This is a genomic window from Hymenobacter negativus (assembly GCF_017571495.1).
Lineage (GTDB): Bacteria > Bacteroidota > Bacteroidia > Cytophagales > Hymenobacteraceae > Hymenobacter > Hymenobacter negativus.
The window spans coordinates 145,312-171,202 of record NZ_JAGETZ010000015.1 but is presented as its reverse complement, the minus strand read 5'-3'; the positions used below and the strand labels follow the sequence as shown (position 1 = coordinate 171,202).

29 protein-coding genes are annotated in these 25,891 nt (G+C 53.6%); 16 read left to right on the top strand and 13 right to left on the bottom strand.

The genetic code is table 11. The features are described 5' to 3' along the window. Positions 1-6: 6 nt before the first annotated feature. The gene (locus J4E00_RS24460; protein ID WP_208177999.1) at positions 7-243 is read left to right on the top strand and encodes a hexameric tyrosine-coordinated heme protein; all 237 of its coding nucleotides are present in this window, start codon (positions 7-9) and stop codon (positions 241-243) included. A 74-nt stretch (positions 244-317) separates the two neighbouring features. Here the strand turns inward: J4E00_RS24460 and J4E00_RS24455 are convergent, their stop codons facing one another. After that, the gene (locus J4E00_RS24455) at positions 318-728 is read right to left on the bottom strand and encodes a hypothetical protein (protein WP_208177998.1); all 411 of its coding nucleotides are present in this window, start codon (positions 726-728) and stop codon (positions 318-320) included. Between the two features lie 405 nt (positions 729-1,133). On the opposite strand from J4E00_RS24455, the gene J4E00_RS24450 reads away from it, so the two are divergent. Beyond that, on the top strand, positions 1,134-1,997 hold the full coding sequence (locus J4E00_RS24450) for a helix-turn-helix domain-containing protein (RefSeq protein ID WP_208177997.1): 864 nt from the start codon (positions 1,134-1,136) through the stop codon (positions 1,995-1,997). A 355-nt stretch (positions 1,998-2,352) separates the two neighbouring features. Here J4E00_RS24450 and J4E00_RS30335 read toward each other — a convergent pair whose 3' ends face one another. Next, positions 2,353-2,856, bottom strand: coding sequence for a relaxase/mobilization nuclease domain-containing protein (locus J4E00_RS30335; RefSeq protein WP_410779763.1), 504 nt, complete (start codon positions 2,854-2,856; stop codon positions 2,353-2,355). 1,601 nt (positions 2,857-4,457) lie between these two features. Between J4E00_RS30335 and J4E00_RS24445 the strand changes: the two genes are divergently transcribed. Both J4E00_RS24445 and J4E00_RS24440 read left to right on the top strand, forming a co-directional pair. Next, entirely contained in the window at positions 4,458-5,276 is an 819-nt protein-coding gene (locus J4E00_RS24445; RefSeq protein WP_208177996.1) for a ParA family protein, read from the top strand. Positions 5,277-5,288: 12 nt separating this feature from the next. Next, complete coding sequence (locus J4E00_RS24440; RefSeq protein WP_208177995.1) at positions 5,289-5,963, top strand: hypothetical protein; 675 nt, start codon at positions 5,289-5,291, stop codon at positions 5,961-5,963. Positions 5,964-7,083: 1,120 nt separating this feature from the next. On the opposite strand, the gene J4E00_RS24435 is transcribed toward J4E00_RS24440, so the two are convergent. The 5 genes from J4E00_RS24435 to J4E00_RS24415 all read right to left on the bottom strand — a co-directional run bounded on the left by J4E00_RS24435 (position 7,084) and on the right by J4E00_RS24415 (position 10,753). Then, on the bottom strand, positions 7,084-7,296 hold the full coding sequence (locus J4E00_RS24435; RefSeq protein WP_208177994.1) for a hypothetical protein: 213 nt from the start codon (positions 7,294-7,296) through the stop codon (positions 7,084-7,086). Between the two features lie 157 nt (positions 7,297-7,453). After that, entirely contained in the window at positions 7,454-7,654 is a 201-nt protein-coding gene (locus J4E00_RS24430; RefSeq protein ID WP_208177993.1) for a hypothetical protein, read from the bottom strand. 275 nt (positions 7,655-7,929) lie between these two features. Next, positions 7,930-8,319: an energy transducer TonB gene (locus tag J4E00_RS24425; RefSeq protein ID WP_208177992.1), complete on the bottom strand. Its 390-nt coding sequence runs from the start codon at positions 8,317-8,319 to the stop codon at positions 7,930-7,932. Positions 8,320-9,031: 712 nt separating this feature from the next. After that, positions 9,032-9,772, bottom strand: a complete 741-nt coding sequence (locus J4E00_RS24420; RefSeq protein ID WP_208177991.1) for an SDR family oxidoreductase — start codon at positions 9,770-9,772, stop codon at positions 9,032-9,034. A gap of 84 nt (positions 9,773-9,856) precedes the next feature. Further along, complete coding sequence (locus tag J4E00_RS24415; protein ID WP_208177990.1) at positions 9,857-10,753, bottom strand: helix-turn-helix domain-containing protein; 897 nt, start codon at positions 10,751-10,753, stop codon at positions 9,857-9,859. Between the two features lie 314 nt (positions 10,754-11,067). Between J4E00_RS24415 and J4E00_RS24410 the strand changes: the two genes are divergently transcribed. After that, entirely contained in the window at positions 11,068-12,156 is a 1,089-nt protein-coding gene (locus J4E00_RS24410; protein ID WP_208177989.1) for an adenylate/guanylate cyclase domain-containing protein, read from the top strand. 82 nt (positions 12,157-12,238) lie between these two features. On the opposite strand, the gene J4E00_RS30095 is transcribed toward J4E00_RS24410, so the two are convergent. The 4 genes from J4E00_RS30095 to J4E00_RS24390 form a co-directional block, all read right to left on the bottom strand. Further along, the gene (locus J4E00_RS30095) at positions 12,239-12,754 is read right to left on the bottom strand and encodes a helix-turn-helix domain-containing protein (protein WP_208177988.1); all 516 of its coding nucleotides are present in this window, start codon (positions 12,752-12,754) and stop codon (positions 12,239-12,241) included. Between the two features lie 37 nt (positions 12,755-12,791). After that, positions 12,792-13,061, bottom strand: coding sequence for a hypothetical protein (locus tag J4E00_RS24400; protein WP_208177987.1), 270 nt, complete (start codon positions 13,059-13,061; stop codon positions 12,792-12,794). 131 nt (positions 13,062-13,192) lie between these two features. After that, positions 13,193-14,005: an oxidoreductase gene (locus J4E00_RS24395; RefSeq protein ID WP_208177986.1), complete on the bottom strand. Its 813-nt coding sequence runs from the start codon at positions 14,003-14,005 to the stop codon at positions 13,193-13,195. 525 nt (positions 14,006-14,530) lie between these two features. Then, entirely contained in the window at positions 14,531-15,571 is a 1,041-nt protein-coding gene (locus J4E00_RS24390) for an RtcB family protein (protein ID WP_208177985.1), read from the bottom strand. A 212-nt stretch (positions 15,572-15,783) separates the two neighbouring features. Between J4E00_RS24390 and J4E00_RS24385 the strand changes: the two genes are divergently transcribed. The 6 genes from J4E00_RS24385 to J4E00_RS24360 all read left to right on the top strand — a co-directional run bounded on the left by J4E00_RS24385 (position 15,784) and on the right by J4E00_RS24360 (position 20,035). Beyond that, on the top strand, positions 15,784-16,599 hold the full coding sequence (locus J4E00_RS24385; RefSeq protein ID WP_208177984.1) for a helix-turn-helix transcriptional regulator: 816 nt from the start codon (positions 15,784-15,786) through the stop codon (positions 16,597-16,599). Positions 16,600-16,670: 71 nt separating this feature from the next. Then, positions 16,671-17,132 carry a YybH family protein gene (locus tag J4E00_RS24380; RefSeq protein WP_208177983.1) on the top strand — a complete coding sequence of 154 codons (462 nt, stop codon included), beginning with the start codon at positions 16,671-16,673 and terminating at the stop codon, positions 17,130-17,132. 176 nt (positions 17,133-17,308) lie between these two features. Beyond that, entirely contained in the window at positions 17,309-17,917 is a 609-nt protein-coding gene (locus J4E00_RS24375) for a DUF6624 domain-containing protein (RefSeq protein WP_208177982.1), read from the top strand. A gap of 528 nt (positions 17,918-18,445) precedes the next feature. Beyond that, the gene (locus tag J4E00_RS24370; protein ID WP_208177981.1) at positions 18,446-18,904 is read left to right on the top strand and encodes a hypothetical protein; all 459 of its coding nucleotides are present in this window, start codon (positions 18,446-18,448) and stop codon (positions 18,902-18,904) included. Between the two features lie 68 nt (positions 18,905-18,972). Further along, the gene (locus J4E00_RS24365; protein WP_208177980.1) at positions 18,973-19,428 is read left to right on the top strand and encodes a macro domain-containing protein; all 456 of its coding nucleotides are present in this window, start codon (positions 18,973-18,975) and stop codon (positions 19,426-19,428) included. Between the two features lie 187 nt (positions 19,429-19,615). Further along, entirely contained in the window at positions 19,616-20,035 is a 420-nt protein-coding gene (locus tag J4E00_RS24360; RefSeq protein WP_208177979.1) for an STAS/SEC14 domain-containing protein, read from the top strand. A 211-nt stretch (positions 20,036-20,246) separates the two neighbouring features. Here the strand turns inward: J4E00_RS24360 and J4E00_RS24355 are convergent, their stop codons facing one another. Beyond that, positions 20,247-20,819 (bottom strand): Crp/Fnr family transcriptional regulator, encoded by a 573-nt coding sequence (locus J4E00_RS24355; protein ID WP_208177978.1) that lies wholly within the window; start codon positions 20,817-20,819, stop codon positions 20,247-20,249. Between the two features lie 354 nt (positions 20,820-21,173). Between J4E00_RS24355 and J4E00_RS24350 the strand changes: the two genes are divergently transcribed. Beyond that, positions 21,174-21,929, top strand: a complete 756-nt coding sequence (locus tag J4E00_RS24350; protein ID WP_208177977.1) for an SDR family NAD(P)-dependent oxidoreductase — start codon at positions 21,174-21,176, stop codon at positions 21,927-21,929. Between the two features lie 29 nt (positions 21,930-21,958). Beyond that, positions 21,959-22,165 (top strand): hypothetical protein, encoded by a 207-nt coding sequence (locus J4E00_RS24345; protein ID WP_208177976.1) that lies wholly within the window; start codon positions 21,959-21,961, stop codon positions 22,163-22,165. Here the strand turns inward: J4E00_RS24345 and bla are convergent. Then, complete coding sequence (gene bla / locus J4E00_RS24340; protein WP_208177975.1) at positions 22,162-23,070, bottom strand: class A beta-lactamase; 909 nt, start codon at positions 23,068-23,070, stop codon at positions 22,162-22,164. The genes J4E00_RS24345 and bla overlap by 4 nt on opposite strands. 164 nt (positions 23,071-23,234) lie before the next feature. Between bla and J4E00_RS24335 the strand changes: the two genes are divergently transcribed. The 3 genes from J4E00_RS24335 to J4E00_RS24325 all read left to right on the top strand — a co-directional run bounded on the left by J4E00_RS24335 (position 23,235) and on the right by J4E00_RS24325 (position 25,885). Further along, the gene (locus J4E00_RS24335) at positions 23,235-23,471 is read left to right on the top strand and encodes a hypothetical protein (protein WP_208177974.1); all 237 of its coding nucleotides are present in this window, start codon (positions 23,235-23,237) and stop codon (positions 23,469-23,471) included. A 10-nt stretch (positions 23,472-23,481) separates the two neighbouring features. Further along, complete coding sequence (locus tag J4E00_RS24330; RefSeq protein WP_208177973.1) at positions 23,482-23,871, top strand: IS1 family transposase; 390 nt, start codon at positions 23,482-23,484, stop codon at positions 23,869-23,871. Between the two features lie 1,078 nt (positions 23,872-24,949). After that, entirely contained in the window at positions 24,950-25,885 is a 936-nt protein-coding gene (locus J4E00_RS24325; RefSeq protein ID WP_208177972.1) for a replication initiation protein, read from the top strand. Positions 25,886-25,891: the final 6 nt, after the last annotated feature.

The window sequence follows — 25,891 nt, the reverse complement described above, 5'->3', positions numbered from 1 at the left end:
AACAACATGGACCCGACAACTCTGGTACCCAATAACAGCCTGCTCACGGCCACGCCCGAAGAAGGCCGCCAACTGGCGGTAAAAATGAGCCGGCTCATCGTGAAGGCCACCCAGCCCGATGCCCAAAAGCGCGAACAGCTGCGCGACGTATACGCCAACGACGCCGGTCTGCTGCTGGCCGTCACCCATACCGTGGCCATTGAGTTTGCTACCATTGCTGCTGCCAACAACTACTGGAAGTAAGGCCTCCCCTGCAAACGTTAAAAAGCCTGGCTCCTTACTAAAGCCAGGCTTTTTGCGTTGAGGCAGAGAGCCTGTTAGAACTGGATTAGCCACTCCACGGCCAGGTGCTCATCGGTGAACCGCTGGCCGTGAATATTTCCAAAGTCTTCGACGATAGGCAGAGGCGCATTGGGCAGGCAGTTGCGCATTAGCGGCGGGGCTACGAGAAAAGCCATATAAACGGGGCAAGCAAAGTGTAGCTGCACGGCCGGAAAAAAAGTGGAAAACATCCACTTTACTCCGTCTAAATCGGTACCAGCGCGGCGGCGGGTGTCCACCAGCCAGCGGGCGCACCGGTGCCGGGCCGCTGTTTCGAGCGTGGCCTCGTAGCCCGCGCAAATTTGCTCCATTTCTACCTGACACAGCCAGCGCGTAACCAGCATGTTGGCATCGGAGCGGTAATCAATTGATACGTAAGAGGCTTTAGTGTCCGTGGTGGTCATCATACTTAGGGTTGGTAAGGGGGATTACTTGATTTCGGACGCCATCTTTTGATTAGTCATAGGCCCGAGCACTAACCCAAATTTCTGCTCGCCCAGTGGCCGCTACCATGGCCAGACCACGGACACTATTGTATGTTTTACGGCTGATTTCCGGCCACCAAGGGGCCGGAAAAAGCTGCCACAATCCGCCCCAGCCCTGGATTCACCTGACTCCAGCTATTTGGGGCAGCCCCAACTTTTCTGGATAATTACAGCGGCTTCCCCCCTACCCCTTTTATTCAATTGCCCTTTTCAGGCGCTAAGCCAAGAACTGGGCGGCTGCTGGGGCTTGGCACTGGCTTTGGGTACGCTGCTTCCAGACAGTCCTTCCAAGAAACTGATGGTTTCACGGCAAAGCGCACCTCCATCATGAACCTCAGTGGTAACACCCTCCGGTTGCCGGCCCAAACATTGTTTGAACTCCACCCTCTGGCGTGTTTTCAGCCCAAAGCCAACCAGCCGGTATTAGCTCAGCCCCACATCCGGCCTTTTCAATACACCATTGTGCTTGTAGAAGAAGACCAGTCATTCGCTTCTACAGTTAGCCTGGCCGCCGGCCTGTCGGCCATTAGCATTCACTTTATCGGCCCCGGCCAGCTTGCAAGGGCGCACACGACCGACCAGACCGGCACGGTACTGCAATTTACGGACGAATTTTTCTGTCAGGAAGGCGACATGCGGGATGTTTCACTAACCAACAGCCTTTTCTACTGCGCAGTTGAGGAAAGTCCACTCCGGGTTTCGGGCACCGAATCCGGCGCCCTCGTCTTCTTGATAAATGGCCTAAAGCGGGAATCTGAGTCACTCGGCTTGCGCAAAGAAGCGTTGGTGCGCACCTATCTGAAAGCGTTTCTGATTCACTGCCTGCGGCTGCGTGAAGAGCTGGCCCCAATTCGGGCTCAATCGGCGGCCGGGTCGCTTTTTCTCAGATTTCGCGGCATTCTCGAGGAGCACTACACGGTGCTCCGAACCGTGACGGAATACGCTGACCGCCTGCACGTCACAGCCAATCACCTAAGTGAAACCATTAAGAAGGAAACCGGGCGTACGGCCGGCAGTCATATCCGGCACCGCATCATTGCCGAAGCGCAGCGCCTAGCCGACTCCAGTTGCCTGACACTTAAAGAAATTGCCTACCAACTAGGCTACGATGATGTCGCTCATTTCAGCCGCTTGTTTAAGCGGTGTGTGGGCCTCAACTTTTCGCAGTACAAAGGCCAGCTTATAGCATAAGCCGAATGTGGCTGCCTTAGCATTTAGCTTCGCATACAGGGACTAAGCGAGTACTCATGCGCACTAGCCCAGCACAACTGCCGCCCTAAAAAGGATAGTGGCCCTCAGCATTCTGGTAACGATGACCAGCAGCGCTTGGCCGTCGCACGCACCCGTTGGGTTAACGACTGGGTCCTGCTCACATAAACGCACACCAGCCTGTCACTGGTCATTTTCTGAGCTTTCGCCTCGATGCCTCTGGTTGCTGTTACTTTATTGACTTGGTGGAGGAACACTTTTCGTCCATCGCCTGATAGCACCTGACGGCTGGAATCCGTTCGCGAACTCCCTAAAAACGGCTCGCAGCTGGCCGCTCTTATGGCCTACTTTCTACTCCCCTCACACCTATGCCGTTTACCTTAAAGCTCACTCCTCGCAAGGTTCCTCCCCGATTATGCATATAGCACATACATATCTTTTTCTGAAGCAAATTAGCTATTTCTCCCCCTCTCAGACAAGCTAAAATTCGTTGTAAAGCGTCTCCTATATGCTGGCGAACGGCCTCCTTTCTGGGGTCTATGTTCTTTGTACCGCGTCGGCGCTCTGGCATGACAGGTATATCCAACTCCTGGCTTATTTGCTTAATAATGAACCGCTGGCGATAGAAATTGTTGTCCGTTCGCAACGCGAGATTACCATCAATCGGCACCTGGTCAATGTAAATATGCACGTGGACGTGCTTCTCTTTCCGGTGCTCGTACACAACTACTTGGTTATGGTCAATAGGTGCGTCAATCAATTTACAGTCCCACTGAGCAGCGACCCACCTTCTGCTGTTGAGTGAGTCTTTTTCCTTCCAGGAAAGCTCCGTATGCCACACAGGCTTTCACACTTTGCGCGGCTGGCAATACCCTGCATCTCCTATGCCATCTCTGTAGGACTGCCCGGAATGACGTTGGACACGACCAAAACAGGAAGCTATCTGGGCTCTTTATCTTTGCCCAGGCGTTGACTAACTCCGTAAATTAGGACACCTTTAAAGTTATTGTAAGTTGCGTTTTTTTGCAATTATACCAAGCACTCTCAGATAGTAGGCAACGGTTATACTAATTGTCCTTCATGAATACTAAAAGCCTTTCCAGAGTGATGCAGCCGGGTAATCTAATTAAATTAGAAACATTTCTAGAAGTTTTTACTGCAATTCCGCCAGCAGTATTTCTTTGATTTCACTTCCTATCCCGAGCATCATAAGGTAATGAAAAACCTTATTGTAGCCAGTTGCTTTAGCTTTAGATTTAATTGCTTTTCCTCATCCGTGGTCACGCCAAAATGTATCTAATGGTTGCCGTTCAAGATAACAGCATTGGGGAAAATTCTTCATTTATATCCCTTTTATTAGTTAGTTAAATAGCCTGCGGCTAAATCTATACCAATGCCATTTACTATACTTTGCTTTAGTAAACAAAAACCAGCTTTCACACGAACTAGGCATCATCAACAGAGTGCACATGCAGAATTTATGCACGAAATAAAATAGGTTAATACCTGTCATAACATTATTGATAAATAGACATTTAGATAAATTAAAGTTAAGCTTATAACAACTTCATAGCTTCCATACTTCTATGCTTCAAAGAAGCATTTAGAATGCGTAATGCAGTATTTGATAGGAGGTGCAGAAATATGGGGTCGAGACGCCGACCTTTTGCTTCATTGTATCTTCGCTTCACGAATTCAAGACTTCAAACATTCAGGACTAACAGCAAGTCACACTAATCACTTTTTTTTTGCGCCAATGCTTCATCATATTTATGCTTCATTGAAGCATAAATAATATTTCATTAAGCTAATTTTTTGGTGATTCATTGCTTCATTGAATTGTTGGTTCAGCAAATCACTGCAACATGGCTTCGATGTGTTAACGAAACAAATCATTCTGATTCATGGTATCACTGTATCGTGTATTCAACGCATTGGCGCTTCTTTACTTCAATGATTTTCGCAATATGCATATCGAAGACACACCGATATTATGAAGCATTGTTTCAGAGCATCAATGCATCTTTGAATTTAGTTCTTGTTGTATTTTTATTCTAGTACATCACCGTGTTATTGAATCATTGAAGCGTTGATACACTGACGCAATAAGCTTCACATACGGCTTATATACCACCTCGCAAATCACTTCAGCACTTCGATGATTCGTTAGTTCAGTGCTTCATTGCAGCTAAGCATCAACAATGTTGTGACGCATTAATAACTCAAATCACAGCTTCGATTTGACAATGATTCTTTGCTTCAGTGTTGCGAAACATCATTGTATCTAGTATCTTTGAAACTTCGCTTCGTTGTAGCTTTGTTTTAGTATGACTAATATTTACTGAAGCAACACTTCATCGCATCATATACACAATGCTTCTGTGAGGCTAAGAGTCAGCTTAACTTTTATATTTGAACCTTAAATCCTCTAGCGGTTACCTAATGAAAAAAAACCGTGTTGTTGCCTTCGCAACCCAGAAAGGAGGGGCAGGCAAGTCGACCATTGGCACTCATGTCGCCTCCGCGCTTAGTTACCTCTATGGGTATAAAGTGGCCATGCTCGATTGTGACTATCCGCAGAATACTCTGCACGCTTACCGCAATTACGAGCAGCAGTTACTACAGAATGACGTGGCTTTTCAGGAACGGCTGATAAAGCAGGGGGTGACGCCGTACCCCATCGCTATTTCCAGCATGGAAAAGGCTGTAGAAGCCATTGACACGCTGGCGGAGCATGAGTATGATTTCATCTTGGTCGATACCCCTGGCACCGTGAACGTGTCGGGCTTAAGCGAAATGCTGGAGCGTGTGGAATACATCTTTCTGCCCATGGAGCCGGATATGGGCACCATTGCCTCCACCATGTCTTACATGCACATCCTGGGCAACTTCACCCAGGCGCAGCGGCCCGAATCAAACCTGGTGGGGTTCTACGCCTTCTGGAACAAGTTTATCAAGGCCGAGAAGCGAACTGTGTACACCAAAACCGCCGAGCTCTTCCGTGAGAAGGGCTACCCGCTACTTAACAGCCGGGTGGAATCGCTGGTCAGCATCAAAGACAAGCGCTCCACGATGTTCCCCATGCCGGAAAAGGAGTTGAGTAAGCTCGGGCTGGGCAACCTCATCACCGAGATTCTGGACTTGGTGGTCGGATCTGGCAGTGTTACGCCTTCCGGCAAGCACATCGCCTTCACGCCTGTGGAGTTTGAGTTGCCTACTCCGGCCATAGCCACCGAAACCCTCGACGACTTCACGAAATAACTGTTCTCCATCATGGCTAAGAAAATACCAGAATCGAAAGAAGACGCCGCCACCCGGCGTCAGCGCGAATTAGCAGCCCTTACTTCGGGCGTTGCCGCGTTCAGTCTCATGGGAGAAACGCCACGGCCAGCGGCGCCCGCACCCGAGTCAGTGGAAGCCCCAGTGCCAGTTGAGCCAACCACAACCTCGCCGCTACCGGTTGCCGCGCAACCAGCAGGAGCAAAACCAGCGGAAAAGAAAGAAAAGGCCGCGGCTGCTCCGGTCCCCAATAAGGTGCCCACCCCAGCCGTGGCACCGGTTGAAAGGGTAGGGGAGAGGCCCGCAGGCAATAGGGCGGTGGTGGCACCTACTACTCCCTCATCGGCCGAGCAGGATAGCGAGGATGATGAGGAAGAAGAGAATCCAATAGTAGTGGAACCCCACCCAGAACCCAAAACTCAGGTAGAAACGAGCGAGTTAGACCTGGCCCAGCTGTTTGTGCCCTCATCGGAAAAGAAAGGCACCACACTGCGTATCACGGCCGACCACCAACAGTTTTTTACCAACCTGGGCTTTCTGCTGGGAAATGGTGCCTCAGCGCCGGACATCGTTCATAACATTCTGACGCGCTTCCGAGCCGACCACGAAGCCCAGATTCAGAAAGCCATGAGAAAGCAGATGCGACAACTGCTATCACCCAAAAAATAAAACCAAGCGCACTATTACGTCTTGATTCGCTCATGCAAATCAAGACGTAATAGTGCGCTTGGTTTTTCTTGTCACACTCTCCCACGCTTTTCCTCTTTCCCAGTAGGGTAGGGGCATTCATATCTACTCGCCATGACCGTAATGCACCGTTGCCAACCCCGAACAAGAAAATGCCTTTGATAATTCTGCTGTATCTGCAGTAATACTTTTATGAAAACGCCCACCCAATGAATTTATGGGTGGGCATTTTCTTGTGGTGAAGGAAAACACTCGTTTTCTCCTGACACGACGTAAAATCAATTATTTACAAACCAAGAAATTGCGTTGCGTTAAATCTTTTGACATCATCTAAACGAGCATATCGTTCATAGCGACTGACCGTGACGGGCATCTCGACCATTGCGTGCGAACGAGTAGGCAACAGAACCGGGAGTTGCGACGCGTTTTCCATGTATCTTAATATAATGCGGAGTAAAACTACCACTTTGAGTCTGTTTCCAAAGACACAAACTTGGCACCGAAAATGAACTATTATCGGTACTAAGTTGCGGTCATCACGCACACGACGCGAGCGTAAAATGCCTCCGCTGCTAGATCCAGCATCATATGCCTCACACTAGACATGAGCTTTCTATATGAATGATTGCCAATGGCAAGGGAACTGCTAACGCTCGGAAAACCTGTTGCAATTTTTCAGTGTATCGGCGCAACAGTGATTCAGCAAATCTTCATATCAATGCAGCACTGTAGCATTGTTTCAGCGTGGCAGCCTATATTAAGCGCATCCGTACATTAAATGACTATAGGGTCGCAACTATTAGAATCCGGATGATAAATTTCATGTAGACATTGTGACACCCGAGTTCTATTTCGCTGCGGCGGGAAACTGCAGCTGGCTTTGAAAATTGGCCGGAGCCCCGGTATCCGGCAGCAGGAAACACGGGGCTTTGCTAATCAGTAGGTAACGCAGCAGCTTAGTGGACACGGCCAGTGTACCGAGTAGGAACAGTTGTGCGCCGCAGTATCAAAGTGACCAAGTAACTGTGCTTCGCTTTTTGCACCCTCTTTGTAACCCGTATCCATATTTACTCTCACGTCCGAGACACCACAGTGGGTGGAGCTATTCGGGCCAATACTCCCCTGGCAGATAGGTCCGGGTGCTGTCGCGGCGTAGCAGCACAGAGCGGGCGGCGCGGTAGTCAATGCGGTAGAGCCGGGAGACCGAATCCGTGTACGACTGCTGATTTGTACCGCGATAGGCGTAAGTGGAGCGTCCGGTCTGGGTACGTACCGTCGAATCGTTTAGCACCACGCCTCGGGTTACGTCATACATATAAAAGTACCCGTGGTCCGTGTAGGAGGAGCCCACACTCCTGGACAGATACACGGCAGCCGGCCGGCTGGGGTAGCAATAGGCCGCTAAACTCGTCGGAAGTCACGTACACGACCTGATGACATCCGGCCCGGGGACTACGAAATAAGGCGCGGACCTACCCGTAGTAATATGCCCCGCCGCCGTAGGGCGAAGGAGCGACGCTGTCGGCCAGCAAGCCGTCCACAAAGTAAGCCCCGCGCAGCAGGTGTTGCTGATGAGCAAAGGGCAGGCGAAAGCTATCCGAAACAACGGGTGGCAGCGGGTACTTCTCCTGCAGCCCGATGAGGTCGAAGGCATCGCGTGGCGTACTCAGCAAGTGCGGGCGTACCGGGCAGTTGGAAGCGGACGAGGAGCTAGGCTGGCAACTGGCCAGCAGGGCGAGCCCGGTGAACCATCACCCACCGGCCCTCGCAGAAAGGAAGAAGGGGGATAACGCGTAACATACCAATCACTTATAATTACTACGCACGCAACAAATTGCCGCCGCACTGGGCAGTATTATGCTTTTTCATTTGAACGGCGCGCGTTTTCCTTCCGACCATGTCGGTGAATGCCCACAACAGGCTTTTAGGCATCCAGCGAGAGCTTGCATCAATAAGTGCTTCTATTTGCATACAAGAAACAGAAACGATTATTGCGCCTGTTCCAGGGACAATTGAACCACGTTAGGCTCGGGGCTAGTAGTAAAAGGAAATCGATAGCTCCTTTACGCAATGCCAATGGCTGCAGCGCGCGGGTTTCCGTTGGGCACCCGATGGCCGGCTCAAAGGGCGGCAGGAGGCGCACAATGCGCAGGGCCTCCTCGTCATAGCTTGGGCCCAAGCCTTCTAGGATGTGCGGGAAGGTGAGTTGGCCGGTGGGTTCCACAATGCATTCCACCTGCACGTAGGTATTCACAGGAGGGCGTAGTGCGGCGGGCTGCTTCAACACGCGAATTTGCTCATCCAGCGCCTGGTACCCGCCCTGAAAGTCGGGCATCATCTCAAGCTTGTCCTTGTGGTGGCAGCGCGGCAGCTGCAGGCGAAAGGAATCCAGGGTATTGAATCGTGATAGGAGTCGAATGAATCGGTAGGCCGAATGCAGCTTTTCGCCTAGCGACCTGGTAATTTTGCCTTGTTGTTCCGCGGTAGTATCCAAGCCCTAGGGCAATGAGCGGGGCCTGCTTTACCTCTGCTTTCTTCCTTCTGCGACCGTTAGCCTGGCGCAATGCCTCGCCTCAACCCGGCGCTGGCTTTTAAGCATTGGCTGGACCACTAAGCCACCGTTGGCTTTTTGCGATTGGCACCTTTTCCACGAGTGAGGGACTTATTCAATACCCTAGCACCAGCCCGGATGCTGCTCACAGAACTTATAGGGAACACAGTAACCAATGTTTACTGTGTTTCTAGAATAGCAGACGGCTGGTTAGCTACGTCTAAGTCCCACGTTGAATTGGATTATTCACTTTATATAAATCCCACCTACTTAGTTCGAACGCGTGCTCGAGTGGGTGGCGCCGGCTGTAGCAAATCCCAGCTAACACTCCTTCAATTAAACTGCGTGGGTTTACCTTCGGACCGTTTCGCTATACGCATGGTAGCATTTTCCACGTGCCCGCCAGGTTAAGTGCCTGCCGCAAGTCAGGTCGAATGGTCTTTTACGGTTGTAGCTGGGGCCTTTTGGCCCCGCAACGGGCCCAGTGGTTTTGCTGGCCTCAGATTTGGGCAGTGGGGCGCACCACCAGTTCGTTGACATCGACGGTGTCCGGCTGTTCGATGGCGAAGGCAATGGCGCGGGCAATGGAGGCCGGTGGAATGGCGATGGCGCCCATCTGTGCCTGAATCCGGGCTTGCACCTGGGCGTTGCTCATGGAATCGGCCAGATTCGTTTGCACGAAACCGGGCGAAATGCCGGTGACCCGCAAGTGCGGGCCCGCCTCTTGCCGCAGCCCTTCGGTAATGGCCCGCGCCGCGTTTTTCGTACCGGCGTACACCGCCATGGTGGGCACGATGGAGATGCCCGCCGTGGAGAGCACGTTGACGAAGTGCCCGCGCTGTTGCCGGCGAAACACGGGCAGCGCGGCCGCAATGCCGTAGAGTAAACCCTTGACGTTCACGTCAATCATGGACTCCCAGTCCTCCACGCGCAGTTCGTCCAAGGGCGAGATGGGCGCAATGCCAGCATTGCTAACCAGCACGTCCAGCCTGCCAAACCGCTCCTGCGCCAGCTGCACAAGGGCTTCCATGTCGGCGCGCTTGGCCACGTCGGTGGCAGCGTACAGAACCTCGCCGCCGGCCGCCGCAAGGCGGTCCGCCAGCGCGGCCAGGGGCCTGGGCCGGCGGGCTGCCAGTACTAGCTTCGCGCCGCGCTCGGCCAGTAATAGGGCGGTGGCTTCGCCGATGCCGCTGCTGGCCCCGGTAATGATAATGACTTTGCCAGTGATGCCGCTTTTCATGATGCTCGTTGTATTGGGTGCGAATGAACGAGGCAAAGGTCCGGTCTTCGCGACCAGCAGAATGTATGCCAATCAAACCAAAAGCTATGAAAGCGACCTCACCTGCCGACGGTAGCCGTGGGGCGTGTGCCCGGTGTGCTTTTTGAAAAAAGCGTGGAAGTTGGACGTATGCCCAAAGCCCAGGCCGTCCGCTATTTCGTCCACGCTCCAGTTGCTGTGCCGCAACAGGGCCCGGGCTTCCTCGACCAGCCAGCCGGCAATGTGGGCGGTGGTGCTTTGGCCCGTACGGGCTTTCAATACCTTGTTCAAATGGTTGGGGTGCACCAGCAGCTGCCGGGCAAATTCATTGGCCGTTTTGAGCGCCAGGGGCTGATAGGGCGAGGCCAACGGAAACTGCCGCGCCAGCAAATCCAGAAACCGGGCCTGCAGGCGGGCTGCAGCGTCCGCCCCCGCAGGCGCCGCGGGCAACAGCTTTAGCGACTCGTGGAGCAGCAGCTGCACGTAGTTGCGCAGCACTTCATACTTGTGTGGGTAAGGCGAAGGCAATTCTGCCAACAGCTGTTCAAACAGATACTTAAGGCGGACTACGACCGCCGGGGGAGGAAACAACACGGGCACGCTCCCCGCCCGAAAAAGGGGCGACTGCGCCAGACTGGCCGTGCGCAAATGCGGCGTACTAAACTCGTCGGTGAACAGGCACGCGAAGCCCGTTTCGCGCCCGGCCGTGCGCTCCCAGGCGTACGGCACCAAGGGGTTGACAAAAATCAGGGCGCAGCCCTGAACGGCCACGCGCTGGTCGGCGTACGAGAGGACGCCGGTGGCGTCGCACAGCAGCTTGATTTTGTAAAAATCGCGCCGCACGAGCGGGTAGGAGTCCGCCGCTACTACCTGCTCAATGCGGTAAGCCGTTACCTGCCCGGTGGCGGGTTCCCCGTGCCCGTAGAGCTGGTAATAGTCCGCAATGGCTTTCTCCGACGGCATGGGGTAAAGGTACGAAAGTCAAATAACCGCCCGGCAAAGGCAGGCTGATGATTAGCAAATCGAGGTATTGACAGAATGAGGCTTCATCAGCACCGAGGTGTAAGGACAGGTGAATCGGCAAGTGCCCCGCACATGCCCCTTTCCGTCCACGGGCTCGCAAGACGGATTTCCACAACGAGAGAAATGTCCGTTTGGCTCGTTTTACTCTTTGAGTATACTTGAAAGGCCTCTTTTCGTGAATCGCGTTAGTACCGGTAATTTACCGCATGAATACGTCGACGCGCTGTTTGCGCGCAGTTGCTAATACCCCGTGCATGCCTGCTTATCTTACTGCTTCTACTGCCCGCTCAGCCCGGTTCTGGGCGGCCCGCCGTCATGTGCTCCAAACAATTGCCAGCATTGGGGGCATGTTCGTCGTTGTGCTCTTGGCCCTCATGCTTTTACTGTGGGTACCTACGCAAGCTTTGCTTCCACTGGTTTTCATCGGGTTACCCATTGGCTGGGCGTTGGGCGTGTTGGAGGTCATCGTATTTCCAGCGCTGGTGCAGCGGCTGCCGCTGCGCGTCGCAACCTTCGTGCAAGGTATCGGCCATTTGCTGCTATTGTTGGTATTGCACGGCAGCCTTGGGCTACTGGCGCGCCATCTAGGCCTGCCCCGGCTATGGCCGGAGCCGGCCGTGGCCACTGCTGAGCCCGTTCGGCAATGGCTGCTGGTGCCCATCGTATACGTCTTAGCCGTGGTGGTGACCTCGCTGCTGCGCCAACTGCTCCAGGGCATGAGCCGCCAGCGCTTGCGCGAGTTGCTGAACGGACGGTACCAGCAGCCAGAAGCGGAAAACCGTATTTTCCTTTTTGTTGATTTGAAAGACTCGACGCAACTGGCGGAGGCCCTCGGCAATGACCGATACAGCCGCCTGGTACGAGACTTTTTCCGCGACGTAAGCCCGGCTATTGCCGCGGCCGGCGGGGAAGTGTACCAGTATGTGGGCGATGAAGTAGTGGTGACCTGGCCCTCAGCTATAGCAGTGAAGTTTGCCAACTGCCTGCATTGTTTCTTTGCCATGCAACGTGCCATTGCTGAGCGGCACGAGGCCTACCAGCGGGCCTACGGCGTGGTCCCCTCGTTCAAGGCGGGGGCACACGGCGGGCAGGTAACGACGGTACTGGTGGGGACGCAGCACCGGGAACTGGTCTACCACGGCGATGTGCTCAATACCACTGCGCGTATTCAGGCCCAGTGCAATGCGCTAGGCAGCCGGTTTCTGATTTCCGCCGAGTTGCGCCGGCAGCTGGGCGACCAGCCGGAATTTCAGTTTACACCCCTTGGCGGGCAAATGCTGCGCGGAAAAGCCGGCGCAACGGAACTGTTCGATGTGCAGCTCTACCTGCCTATTTTGACTTAACGAGGGGAGCATGCCCCTGAATTCTGAGCGAACTGCTGGCTGTTATTGCTCCAGGCCACCCAACCTTCGCAGTGGTCCTTTGTTAGCCCGCCGCCCTAGATAGGGTTTGCAAGGCGGTTGGAGTCTGGCCAAACTTCTTCTTGAACGCGTACGAAAAGTGCGACAATGTTTCGAATCCCAATTCCAGGTAAATGTCAGATGGGCGTTTCTTCTGTTGGATGACGAGAAAATGGGCTTGTTGTAATCGTTGGTTTTGCAACCATTTCTCGGGGGTTATGCTGAAAATTTTCGCAAAATCCCGCTCAAACGTCGACAAGCTCCGACCCGTCAGCTTCGCAAATTGCGTCAACGGCACATCGTAGGAGTAGTGCCGGTGCATGTACGCTTCCAAATCTATTTTGTGTGGCTCGCTGAAATCAAACAAAAAGGTTTTCAAGGCCGGGTTACGTAGCAATAACGCAATGACTTCGGTGGTTTTAGCTTGGGCTAACACTGGGGTTAACTTTTCGGGTTGGTCGAAATACGGCATCAGCGAACCGAAATAACCGGTCAGAAACGCGTCGTTTTCTACAAGCGAAACCGGTTCGCCCCCGTACACACCTTCGGCTTTTACGTTATGTTCCGCGCTGTATTCCTTACAGCGTCTCTTCCTCCAAGAACACAGTAATCGTCGCAAACGGCTTTTGCCCGTCGGGCTTCTTGACCACCTTAAGCAATTGGTTTCTTTTCACCAAACACAGCGAACCGGTCGGATAAGTAATGATTCCTTTATCTGTGTAATGGTCGGCACTACCCGAGGTGATGATGCCAATGTAGTTTTCATACACAAAAGGGTCGTGCCCAAAAGGGGTTTCGTCATGGCACGTGTACAAGAGGACGTTGCGGGTGCGGTGCGCTTGGTACATAGGAAACGAGAAAGCAGCCGGGTTACAATAGGATATGGTTGATGGGCCGGATGGGCACCAGCAAATTGGTTTCGGCGAGTTGTTGCAGCAAGTCGATTTCGTTGCGCTGGTTACCGACCGATAAAGGTGCCTTATTTCATTTGGCTCATCAGCATTCGGTCGAACCATTTATCCGACAAAATCTTCCGTAAAAACAACATCGGCTTGGCCATGTATCCGCCGCTGTAGCGGGTTTTCGGATTTTTGGCCTCGATACTGGTTTTAATCAGTTTCGCTATCACAATTGGCTCGGGCACATTGCTGGCCACCTTTTCAAAGGATTTCTTGAAGGCTGTTACCAGGCCGGCGTAGGCGGTCTTGCCCGACACGCGCATCAGGCTTTCCACGGCAATATTGCCCCATTCTGATTTGGTACCGTCCGGCTGAATCACGACGACGTTTACCCCGAATGGCTGCACTTCCAAGCGCATGGCGTCGCTCAAGGCTTCGAGTGCAAATTTGCTGGCGTGGTACCAACCACCCAGCGGCGACGCGATTTTGCCGCCAACCGACGAAATGTTGATGATTTTGCCGTAGTGGTTTTCGCGCATTTTTGGCAGCACCAATTGCGCTAGGCGCATGGCCCCAAACACGTTTACGTCCAACTGGTATTTGGCATCCGACAGCGCCACGTCTTCAATCGCCCCGTAGGAACCGAAGCCGGCGTTGTTTACCAAAATATCAATGCTTCCGACTTCTTGGAAGATATGTTCCACGCATGCCGTGATGCTTGCGTCCTTGGTAACATCCAGCGCTACAGGGATAATACCGTAACTTTTCAGCTCTTGCATCTTCTCGACCCGGCGGGCAGCCCCGTAAACCGTGTAGCCGCTTTGGGCCAAGTAAATAGCGGTGGCTTTCCCAATCCCGGCCGAAGCACCCGTAACCAAAATTGTCTTTTGCATGATTTCCAACGATTAGAACGGTGCAAAATTAGAGCAGGCCCCAAAGCAAGGGTTTCGTGAAACGTCCAAAGAATTGTCGTGAAACGTCCATCCGGCGAAGGCAAAATGGTTACTCTAGAATGCCGTTAACCCACTCGCTAAAATCTTTGCTACTAGGTACCGATTTTCTCTGCCACGGTCAGGCTTGCCTGTGCTTTTTTATTTCATTCACTAGACAAACAATAAGTTGATTTTCAAAAGAAACAGCAGAAACAAGGCAAATCCATCCATTACCTTGGCCTTATCAAACTCCTTGACCGACGTAGTGAATAAGTGACGATAGCCAAACGCTACTTCGCCTGAACACCTAAACTCACAAGGGATGCAGGACACATGGGGGTGCAGGGCGTTACCAGCGGATTCGGTTAGGGAGCTTGCCCTTGCCACCTGGGTTATCTAAAAAACGCCCCCGCTGCCGTCTGGCAGCGGGGGCGTTTGATGAAATCAATCCCAAAGAAGGAGCGGGCTTTGCGGCAAAGCCGCCTATTATACTCCGGTAAATTTCACGGTCACCAGGGGCTGGGTCTCGTCGCAGCGGAGCAGGTACGGCTGACTGGCGAGCAGCGCCGCCGAGTCCTTATAGGCAAAGTCGAACTCCTGCAGAATGCTGCTGTCGAAGTCGCCTTGCCGGTTAAGCAGTTCCGAAAACCGGCGGCGGTAGGCGTCTTTGTCGGCTTTCTTGAGCGAGTGCCAGTGCTTGAGCGTGTCGGTGCGGCTATACCGGCGGCCGGCCCCGTGCGCGCAGCTCCACAGCGCCTCCGCTACTGCGGGGTCCCAGCGGTTGGGCTTGACGATGAGCGAGCCCCGGCTCATGGACAACGGGATGACGACTTCGGTGTCTGCCACCAGTTGCGTGCTGCCCTTGCGGTGAATCACCCCATCGGCCGTAAACTCCAGTAGGTTGTGGCAGCTGTCCGCCAATGCCGGCGAACCAGCCGCTACGTACCGGTTGCGGAGCAGGAAGTCGTACGTTTTGTACACGAATTCCCGGCGACGGCTCGCAGCGTAGCCCAGCACGCGGCCGTACTCCCGGAGGTAATCGGGGGTGGCCACTTCCCTCGGCAGCCAGTCCTGCCCGGGGTTGTGCTGCTGCAACAGGGCGCAATGCTGCTGGTACATGTAAACGCCGAGGTTGCGACTGCCGGTGTGCACGATGAGGTACAGATAATCTGCCGAGGCCTCAAGCGAAAGAAAATGGTTGCCGCCACCCAAGCCTTCATCGGTCATGCCGTGGACTTCCCGCTCAAACGCCCGGTAGTGCTTGGCTTTGTCGAAGGGGCGTAGCACATCCTGGCGGGGAATGCGCAGGTAGGCCACGCCGCAGCCCAGGTCTTTGCCAGTGACCAGGGGATAGAACACGTCAGTTGTTTGAAAGGCCACCCCGACCGGGATGGAACGTTCGGAGCAATAGTGAATGTCGGGGAATACGGCGATTCGACCGATGACTGCTTGTTCCTCGAAGCTGAGGAGGGACTGTAGCGCGTTCTGCTCCACGCCGCTACGGTCCGTGAAATAAACTGTTTTCACGGGGGTTGAATTTACCAAGAAATAAAAGGGCGCGCGCCGGGGAGCAGCCGCAAAAAGTGCGCGCGAAAGGGGGGCCTCAGCATAGGCCGTTACAAAGGTAGCAGAATCTGAGAGTTCAGCAAAAGGAGGGTGGTTTCAGCCGCTCGAAAGTAAACGCGCTGGTTAGTGAAAGGAGGGAAAAACTTGTTTCCTCTTCTTACCTTACAGCCATCATGCACTACACCGAATTCCCAGCTGATGGCCCGCTAAAACCTTACGTGCAATGCTACTTCACCTGCGAAACCGATGCCGAGGTAGTAACTGGCGATAGGGTGTACGCCAGTGGATTTGTGGAGCTGATGTTTAATCTGGGCGAGCATGGCCCGCAAGAACTAACCGCCGCCGGTCTGGTGCGCCAACCCCTCGTGCAACTGTGGGGGCAAACCATCAGGCCCTTTACGTTTACGTCGGTGGGCAAGCACCGCATGCTGGGCGTGCGGTTCTTCGCCCATACGGCGGCCTGTTTTTTTGACGAACCCATCCAACGCTTTAACGACCAGGTAATAGATTTCAACGAGATGGCCGGGGCCAGCGGTCGCCTGCTTCATGAACGGCTGCAGGAGGCGCCTTCGCTTACCCACCAGATAGCGCTGGTGGAAGAGTTTCTACTTGCGCGGCTTGCGCGCCTGCAGCCAAAGCACCCCAGGCAGCAGCTCGTCAGCCGCTTGGTGCAGGAGATGAACCAGCCGGGCTTTTTAGAGCACATCAACGCCATTGCCGTGCGTTACGGCATCTCTTCGCGGTATTTGCAAAAGCTCTTTCTGGCGTCTTCCGGATTAAGCCCGGGGCTCTATCGTAAGATATTGCGTTTCCAGAAAAGCCTGCGGCTGGTGACGCAGGGGGTGGAATCGCTCACCGCCATTGCCTACGCGTGTCAGTATTACGACCAGTCGCATTTCATCAAGGACTTTAAAGCTTTTATCGGAGTGGCGCCCTCGTACTTCATCACCGAAAGTTCCACGGAACTTCAAGCCGTGCTGAAGAAGTAATCGTGTTCCGTTTTTTACAATTTCTGCTTTTTCGTGGACGGTAGCTTTGCGGCATACCATTTAACATAACCATGAAAAAGAACATCGTTCACGCAGCGCTCGCCGGTTTATTCCTCTTAATGGCCTGCTGTACAGCTGGCGCACAAAAGCTACCGGAAATCAAAAAGGAGATTGAAGAGCACAATGCGCTTTATCTGGCCCTATTCAGCAAGCACGACCTCGCGATTGTTGACCTGTACACCGACGATGGCTACCTGCTTTCGCCCAACGCACCGGTGGTCAAAGGCCGCGCGGCACTCCTCCAGGATTTCAGCAACGCGTATCAAGACGGTACGATTAAAGGCGTTAAATTCGACACCGAAACCATCTACGGCAACGGTCCACTATTTGTAACCGAAGAGGGTACCTGGCAGGTGTTGGGCACCGATGGGCGCATGCTTGATTCGGGTAAATACCTCAAGCTATGGAAGAAGACCCGGCAAGGGTGGAAGATATTCCGCGACATCTTTAACAGCACCCAAAAGGGGCATTGAGGATAACATGAGGCAAATGATTGACAGCGTTAAATTCTCTCGTGATGCTCCACCTTCTTAGGGCGCTTTCGGCACGAGCGCTTCTATCGGCCCGGATTTTTTCTGTTCCGGCTCCCGCCCGTGGAGTAGCCGACAGAAAGCGTAGCCACTTCTCGCCGTGCCTATTGTTCCTGCTCGTGGCAGTAAATGGGCTGCTGGATGCCACTGCCCAAGGCACGCCGCCGGTCCAGTATCCCCGCTTAAGCAAAACCCTGGATAGCTTGGCATACGTGGACCAGTGGCCCATGCAGCGCATGTTCCAGCAGCAGCCCGACAGCGCCGGCCGGAATTTGGTGCAAGTCGAAAAAGAAAATTTTGCCCGGCACCAGCCCATCATAGAAAGCATGGTGCGTCAGTACGGGTACCCGGGCATCCAGCAAGTAGGCAAAAAAAGCGCCTACAATTTCTGGCTGCTTGTCCAACACGCAGATGCTTACCCCGCCTTTCAGCGCTGGGTTCTCCAGCTGATGTTGCCCGAGGTAAAGCGTAAGAATGCCAGTGCAGCGGATTACGCATACCTCACGGACCGGGTCGCGCTCAATGCGGGGCAACTCTCGGAATACGGAACCCTGGTTATCTTCGAAGGCACAGGGCCCACTATCAGAGCCGTAGCCCGGCCACTGCGTGACCCTGCCCGCGTCAATAAGCGCCGGGCCGCGGTGGGCTTGGAACCACTGGAAACCTATTTGGAAAACTGGACCAACATGACCAGGCAAATGAATACCCCAAAGGCCCCGGGTATATAGGTCCGTTGAGAGGGTAATGGCCAAAACGGGCAGCTTTTCGACAATGGCCAGCAAGAGCCGCCGAAGGGGCACCATTGCGTTGACCGCCGCCAGGCAACGAGGCTGTCAATGGCTCATAGCTCGCCAGCAGAGAGTTCCTGGGACGGCGTACTAGCGCGAATTCAGTCGTAACCGTGTCGGTCGGCACAGCTTAAGTTGTCTACGCTATTCTTGTCCGGCAGCTACCCTGGGGTAGGCGCGGGAGCAGTGGCAGGGCCTGCACTGAACGCCCGACGGCACGCGCTTATACTTCGCTTACACGCGGTACTGGGGCCCCGCCGCGTGGGGGTGGTGCAGCACCGGCGAAAGACTACTCGAATGCGAAACGGGCAAAGAGCAACCGTTCCGTAGCCACTACCTCGGGTTTACTTCCTACTCGTGAAAATGACGCTTTTAATGAACTGCCAATACCTTGCTCGGTAAGTAACCGTTTGGCAAATATTCTCTGGTATGAATGCGTGTATCTTAGTTGCTCTTACCGGTAGCACGATGCTGCTTTGTATTTCCTGCGAATCGGAAGAAACCCGTTTTGAACGCTCGCTGACGCCCATCGGCTTAATGGATACCACATTATTCCGCGACCCGACTGGCAAAGTGTATATCCGCTTGCCGTACCGGTATGTGCACGAGGACATCAGCCAAGACCCACCCTACAACTATGAGGACTTGATGTACTTGGGAGACAGCAGTGTCAGCCTGAGCCAAGGACTGGACATTCCGTCTTTCCGGCGCATACCGGGCACCGCCAACTATTGGCAAGACCGACGCTTTGTCTATACCGACCCGTGGGTGCCTTATCCAGGCCAATATTTTTTCTTTGTTTTGGGGCGTCGGCGGGAAGTCCACTTTCTTCCTAATCCAGACTTTGTTCGCGTCCGGGGTGTGCTTTATTATCGGGGTGTACGTGTTCCCGGAGATACAGTTCCTAAGTCCGGGCATTACCCGTGAAGCACATTTGGTTGCGTTTCGTGAAGGTACTTACCTTGTTGCTGCTAACCATTAACCGACGAGACAGGATGCAAACGGAAAAAGGTGACCTGGTGCGAAAGTCACAGGCAGGAGAATTCGACGTCATCGTGCACGGGTGCAACTGCTTTTGCACGATGGGCGCCGGCATCGCCAAAACTATAAAACAGGTGTTTCCGGCGGCGTTTGAAGCCGATATCGCTACTGTGGCTGGTGATAAAGCCAAACTCGGGCACTACACCGTGGCAAATGTGCTCGTAGGAAACAAACCCTTGGCCATTCTCAACGCTTACACCCAGTACCAGTGGAAGGGGCGCGGACCGCACGTTGATTACGTGGCCGTGCGTCAGGTCTTTCGCCGGGTAAAGCAGGAGTACACAGGGCACCGCATTGGTTACCCCGCCATTGGGGCCGGGCTAGCCGGGGGCGAGTGGCCGGTAATCGCCGCCATTATCGCGGAGGAATTGGCTGGTGAGAACCACGTGTTTGTGGAATGGCAGAAGTAGACTGCCTGTTATGCCAACCGTTTTCGTAAATAGCTTAACCCCCGCTTTGACGTACACCAAGCCGGGCTGCTCAACGGCGTATATGTAATACGTAGCACGACCCACGACGTGCGTTGAAGGCGTCATCTTGGACTGTCCACTTTATCTTTATCCGCCTATATTACCTGAGGCTTTTTACCCGTTTCACATGTCTACGAACCTAACCAACGGCTTCGGCAACTCTTACCTGTCCATCGACTACGATGCGGCCAACGGCTGGGTATACAACCGCTGGGTCGGCTACCAAACCTACATCGGCATCGTGGCCGGAGCCGATTCCTGCCTGCATACGCTACGGGAAAACGCGTGTGCCTACCTGCTCAATGACAACCGCGAAGTCGTAGGCCCTTGGGACCACGCCGTGGGCTGGATTGTCAACGACTGGGCTCCGCGCGCTGTGGCTCAGGGCCTGACCCACTTTGCCAACGTAGTCAGTCCCGAATCCATGGCGGCCCTTTCGGCCAGGTCCATGTACCAAGGCATTGCCGACCGGTTGCAGATGCGCCTGTTCTCCACCATTGAAGAAGCGCAGGGGTGGCTCCGCGAAGCCCAACAGATAAGTAAGTAGGTACTGGCACCCATGCTTGAGCCACCCTCGCAAAGCACGAGCAAAGGGGGGAAGTAGACGACGAACCCCAGACATGCCATGCTCAGCCACCGCTAGAAGTTCGCCAGGCGTAGCAGATTCAGGTGGCCATCGCAAATGGACGTCGCATATCTTCTACGTGGACCGGCCCATCCGGCTGTCGGGACTCTGCTCAGGGCGCTGATGGTAGCTGCTAACTAGTCTGCTTGCGGATGCGGCTGAGGGTTTCGCGGGACACGCCTAGGTAAGAGGCAATCATATGCAAGGGGATGCGTTGATAAAAGTCAGGAAAGGCGGTTATAAATTCCTGGTACCGCTCTTCGGCGCTGTGGCTGATGGCTGTGTATAGCCGGTTGGCCTGGGCATCAAGGTAGCGGCCCGCTAGTTGGCTCTCTAAGCTACTGAATGTAGGGATTTCTCTTTTTAGCCGCTCAAAGTTTTTTTTGGAGAACAGGAGCACGTGTGTCGTTTCTAAGGCGTCGATGGCACCTTTGGCTGGGAGCTCGGTGCGAAAGCTTTCGGCGTCGTTCAGCCACCAGTTCTCGATAGCAAAGCGCATGATGTGCTCCTGCGCATCCTTGCCAGTGCGGTAGTGGCGTAGAGAGCCGCTGACAACAAAGGCCATGTTTCGGCTTACATCGCCTTGCTGTAGCAAGTACTCCCTGCGTTTCAACTTTTTAGCTACTGCCGCCGCTTCCATCTGCGCCAGTTCGTCCTCGGTGAAAGTGGCTTTGGAAAGGAGGTATTTTCGGAACGGTTCAACCATAACCATGCACGTCATTTAACGCAGCAGGCTATGGGGGCTAGCTGCTGTGTTGAGATGAATTCAGCCTGGTAAACTCAATAGCTCGGCGTGTGTTCGGTCTACCGCTGTTTTGCGAAGGCAATGGCGCTTATTGACAAGGACTAACGCTTCCTTAAAGGCCTTTGGTGCGAGCCAAAGCACTTTTTATTGGTCGGAAAGACACCGTGTTGGCAACTATCGTCAATTTCCGGAAAGCAGGCGATTTAGTGACAAATGTCCTCGTTTCGCCCCTGGCAATCCCTCCAATTTTGTCTTATCAAATCGCCTTGTCTACGGAATGTAATGTGGCGTTTAAACTCGCAAACTAAAAGAAAAATGAACAAACTAAAAAACAAGGTTGCCGTAGTCACTGGGGCATCCAAAGGCATTGGCGCGGCCATTGCCACCTATTTCGCTGCTGAAGGAGCCAAAGTGGTGGTGAACTATGCGTCCAGTAAGGTCGGGGCCGATAAGGTAGTAGCGACCATCACGGCAAATGGTGGCACGGCCATTTCACTACAGGCCGATGTGTCGAAGGAAGCCGATGTGCGCCGATTGTTTGACGAAACCAAAGCGGCGTTTGGCACCCTGGATATCCTAGTCAATAATGCCGGTGTTTACCTCTACGAACCCATTGAAGAAGTGTCTCTGGATACGTTTCACCAACAGTTCAATACCAATGTGCTGGGTTCAGTGCTTGCCATCCAGGCCTCGCTGAAACTGTTTGGAGTGGCTGGCGGCACCATTATCAACATTAGTTCGGAAGCAAGCAAGCTACACATGGCAACCGGGTCGGTGTACTCGGCCAGCAAAGCTGCGTTGGATTCCATTACCGTTTCGTTATCGAAAGAGCTGGGAGCAAAAAATATCCGCATCAACTCGCTTCTGCCCGGTTCGGTCGAGACGGAAGGCACCCACAGTACCGGGGTGATGGGCAGCGACTTCGAGAAAGTACTCGTTGCCAATACTCCCCTCGGCCGCATCGGTCAGCCCGCCGACATTGCCCGTGTAGCCGTCTTTTTGGCTTCGGACGATGCCGCCTGGGTTACGGGCCAGCAACTGTCCGTTTCGGGCGGCATCTACGGTTTTTAATAATTCTGTAAGCTAATCAAGTGGCTGGTATGCAACAGAATATTGATAACGGTGCCTTGCAGAAGCCGCCAAGCTCCGGTTTTAATGCGACCTCCACGGCTAGTGAGGTAATCAAGGGAATAAGCCTGGACGGTAAGGTGGCCATAGTCACGGGCGGCTACACGGGCATCGGCCTAGAAACCACTAAGACCCTGGCTGCCGCGGGGGCCACCGTCATCATATTCGTCGGCATTTAGGGTGTAATGGGACTAGGCGGTGGCACGAATTCATCGTAAACGGCACGAGCAATGGTGGCGATGAGCAGTTCCCGAGCGGCCGTGTCGGCATGGGAATCGGCGACAAAGACGGTGAGGGCCACGTGCTGGCCGTTGGGCAACGCGATAATCCCGGCGTCGTTGAGGGCCGGTGACAGGCCTTGTGCATTGGTGCCAGACGTGCCCGTACGGTGCGCGACCGGTGTGCTGGCGGGTAGTAGCCCTTTGATGCGTTTTGGCCCTACCGACGTGTCGAGCAGCAGCTGCCAGAGCAGCGTGCTGCTGGTTTTAGACAAAGCCGTTTGGTAGTACACTCGGGCCAACAAGTCCACCTGCGTTGATGGGTAACTCCAGTTACGGTACTGATTAGCCCAGACGGCTCCCATCTTAGCTTCCGATACTTCCGCTACAAAGGGCTGCACACCCAGCCGCCGGACGTAGGCAGTGAGCGCAGTTGGCCCGCCTACCAACTTGAGCAGGATGTCGCAGGCATTGTTGTCGCTGAGCGTCACCATGTACGTCAGCAGTTCCTGAATCGAGACGCGCACGTTACCGTCGGGGTACTTATCGCGCAGGGGGCTGTGGGTATTGCCCAGCAAGTCGGTTTTGGTGAGCAACTGCTGTTGGTCCAGGTGCAGGTGGCCGCGGTCTACCTCGTGTAGCACCTGCATGGCAATAGCCAGCTTGAACACGCTCAGCATGGGGTAGTGCTGTCGGTTGTGGTAGCTGAGCGTATCGTTGGTTTCGAGCACTCGCAGGGCTACACCCACTTTAGCGGAAGACTCGCCAGCCAGATGGGCGATGGTTGCGCGCAGGGCTGTATGCTGCGCCTGAGCCGGACTGATAGCCAAGGCCAATGCGCTGGCCAGCAAAAAGTGTTTCAACATGCCATTGTGTGAATTTATGGGGAAACACTACAATAATTTGGCGGTGGTTTAAGAGGTAGTGATTGCTGTATATGCTCTCATGATAGTGACGACTCAATTATGCGGTCGTTGCGGCAGTAGCAGGTGCGCAAGAACGGCAGCACCGGCGGCCGGGCCAAATACCAATGCAAAACCTGCGCTTTCAAGGTACGTTGCATCCGGCAGCCCCGGCGCGGGCGGCGCGGCACGCACAGGTGGAAAAGCTGCTGGCCGAACGCAATTCCCAGCGCAGCATCGTGCGCGTGACCGGCGTCTCGCGCATGACCGTGGCTAAACGGGCAAAAAAAAGCGCAGCAGCCGAGCCCGCCCTTGCCGCGCCGGCAGTCGAAAAAGGCGCAGCGTCGGCAGTGGGAGGCGCTTGAATTGGACGAAATGTGGACATTCGTGAGTCAGCGGCGGCGCAAGGTGTGGCTGTGGCTGGCCGTCGAGCGCGCTAGTCGGCGCGTGGTGGCCTGGGTGCTGGGCCGCCGCGACGCGGCCACGGCCCGCCGCCTGTGGGCTGCGCTGCCCCGCCGCTACCGGCGGCACGGCTGGTACTTCACCGACCTGTTTCCGGCCTACGCCGAAGCCTTGCCCCATGGCCCGCACCGTTCCTGTTTCAAAGCCGAGGAACAAGCCAGTATCGTGGGGGCCATCAACTGTTCGCTCCGGCAACGATGCGCCGTGCTCGTGCGCAAGAGTTGCTCGTTCAGCAAGTCACTGGCGATGCACGCGGCCCGAATTAAAATGGTCATCGACAAGCACAATCTCACTCTAACTTAGACCACCGCCAATAATTGAACCTCTCCACCAAAGTAACCAATACTCAGCATTTAGATTAGTCATTTCCAAAGAAGTATTGGATAGTTAGTTGATAGCGAAAGGATAGCTTTTAATCGGTGAAAGGATAGTTTTTGTAAGTCAGCGGTTGGTAGGCCGTGGATTGGTTCCGCTTTCCCTGCTGTGTTAGCTTGTTTGCTGTTTGGTCAATGTAGAGCTTAATCTGTTGCTGAAATCGCTCAATGCAGCTAGTGAAGGCATATTATCGCCTGGACAAAGGAGTTCTTACAGTATGTTGAAAGGATAGAAATGGTAAGTCAAAGGGCTGCGTTCTAGCCTTGACTTGGATAAATTTAACTGGCAATAGTGCTTCTAGCGACCGTAAACGCTTACCATTTCTATCCTTTCGGTGTCTGCTTGGCATTTTGGCTTACCATTTCTATCCTTTTGGGCTTTGGGATGGGCTCTACTTACCATTCCTATCCTTTTTGTTACTGTTGCTTGCTTTAGGAGTTGGCCGGTATTTCCTGTTACTGCTGTAGGAGCGGCAGAAACTAGGAAAATAGTCACAGGATAGCCTAAAGGCACTTTTTATACTATCTTGGAATACAGGATTGGGGGCAGATACCTTATTGTAACTGCTTTTGAGTAAATAAAGGTATATTTTTTATTGTAATAGTGCAAATCGTGTTTATGCTAAAATATGCTCGCTTTTTCTGTTGTTCCTTGTCTCGTTCTTCCATTTTGTACCTCTGAAAGCCTTTTGAAGCCCGAACATCAACAAATTTGTGAGTTTTTTTTATTTGTCAAGTATTTACTCTATTTGCAGGGCTTGCAAGCTTTTGATTTTCTGATTTTTATACCCATTCAAGGATAGGGATGGTAAGTCAAAGGATAGGGATGGTAAGTACAAAGGATAGGTTTTGTAAGTCAAAGGATAGGGATGGTACGCTAAAGGATAGCTTTCGTAAGTGCAAGGGATAGAGATGGTAAGCTAAAGGATAGAACTCCAAGAAAGTCTTACTTTAGCAGCTGTAAGTTGCTTATATTTGGCCGTAGAAGCTATTTGTCTTAAGTCCCTATGAGCGTCCCGGCTACTTCTGAAACTTCCTTCCTAGAAATCCGGCAGCACAATGCCATTACCACCGCACGCTATGAGATGAGTGCTTGCGAGATGGATATTGTCTTCTCTTTGCTCTCGGTGTTGCGCAAGGAAGACCAACCCGGCACCATCTACCGCATCCGGGTGAAGGAACTGGAGCAGCTCACGGGCCGGGGCTGGAACTACCAACGCCTGCTGGAGGCCACTTCCAACCTGCGCAGCCGCGAGTACCACATCGAGGACAACAAGCACGTGCTTCAGGTAGGGCTACTTGCCTCCGCGCTCTACGTGAAAGGGGAGGGCATCATCGAGTTGGAAATCTCCGAGCGGATGCGGCGCTACCTGATTGACCTGAAGAATAACTTCACCTCCTACCGCCTGCAGTCAGTTTTCAGCTTGTCGAGTAAGTACGCCAAGCGCATCTATCAGATTGCCTCCCAGTGGAAGGACATCGGGGAAACCAAAACCTTCACCTTGGAAGAATTCAAGGTTATGCTCTCGCTCAAGGACCCCAAGGGCCAAGCGCCAGAGCAATACGAGAAGATTTCGGCCCTGCAGAAATATGTGCTCGATGTGGCCACTACCCAAATCAACGAGCACACGGACCTACGCATCAACTACGAGCTCATCAAAAAAGGGCGCTCATTTCACAGCATCCGCTTCTTTGTCAACGCACAGGTCCCCCAGCAGCTGCCCATCCCATTCGAGGACGGGGCCGAGGAGGAGAAGCAACGCCGGGCCCTGCAGAACCTGGAGGAGCTAGAAATTCGTGACCCCAAGCTTATTAGCCAGATTCTAGGAGACGCCAAGAAGCTGAATGCCCTGTTCTCATTTACCTATAAGCATAAAACCGGCAAGGTGAAAGCCGATAAGAACCCAGGCGGTCTATTCTTGAAGATGGTGGGACTGCGCTAGGTAGGT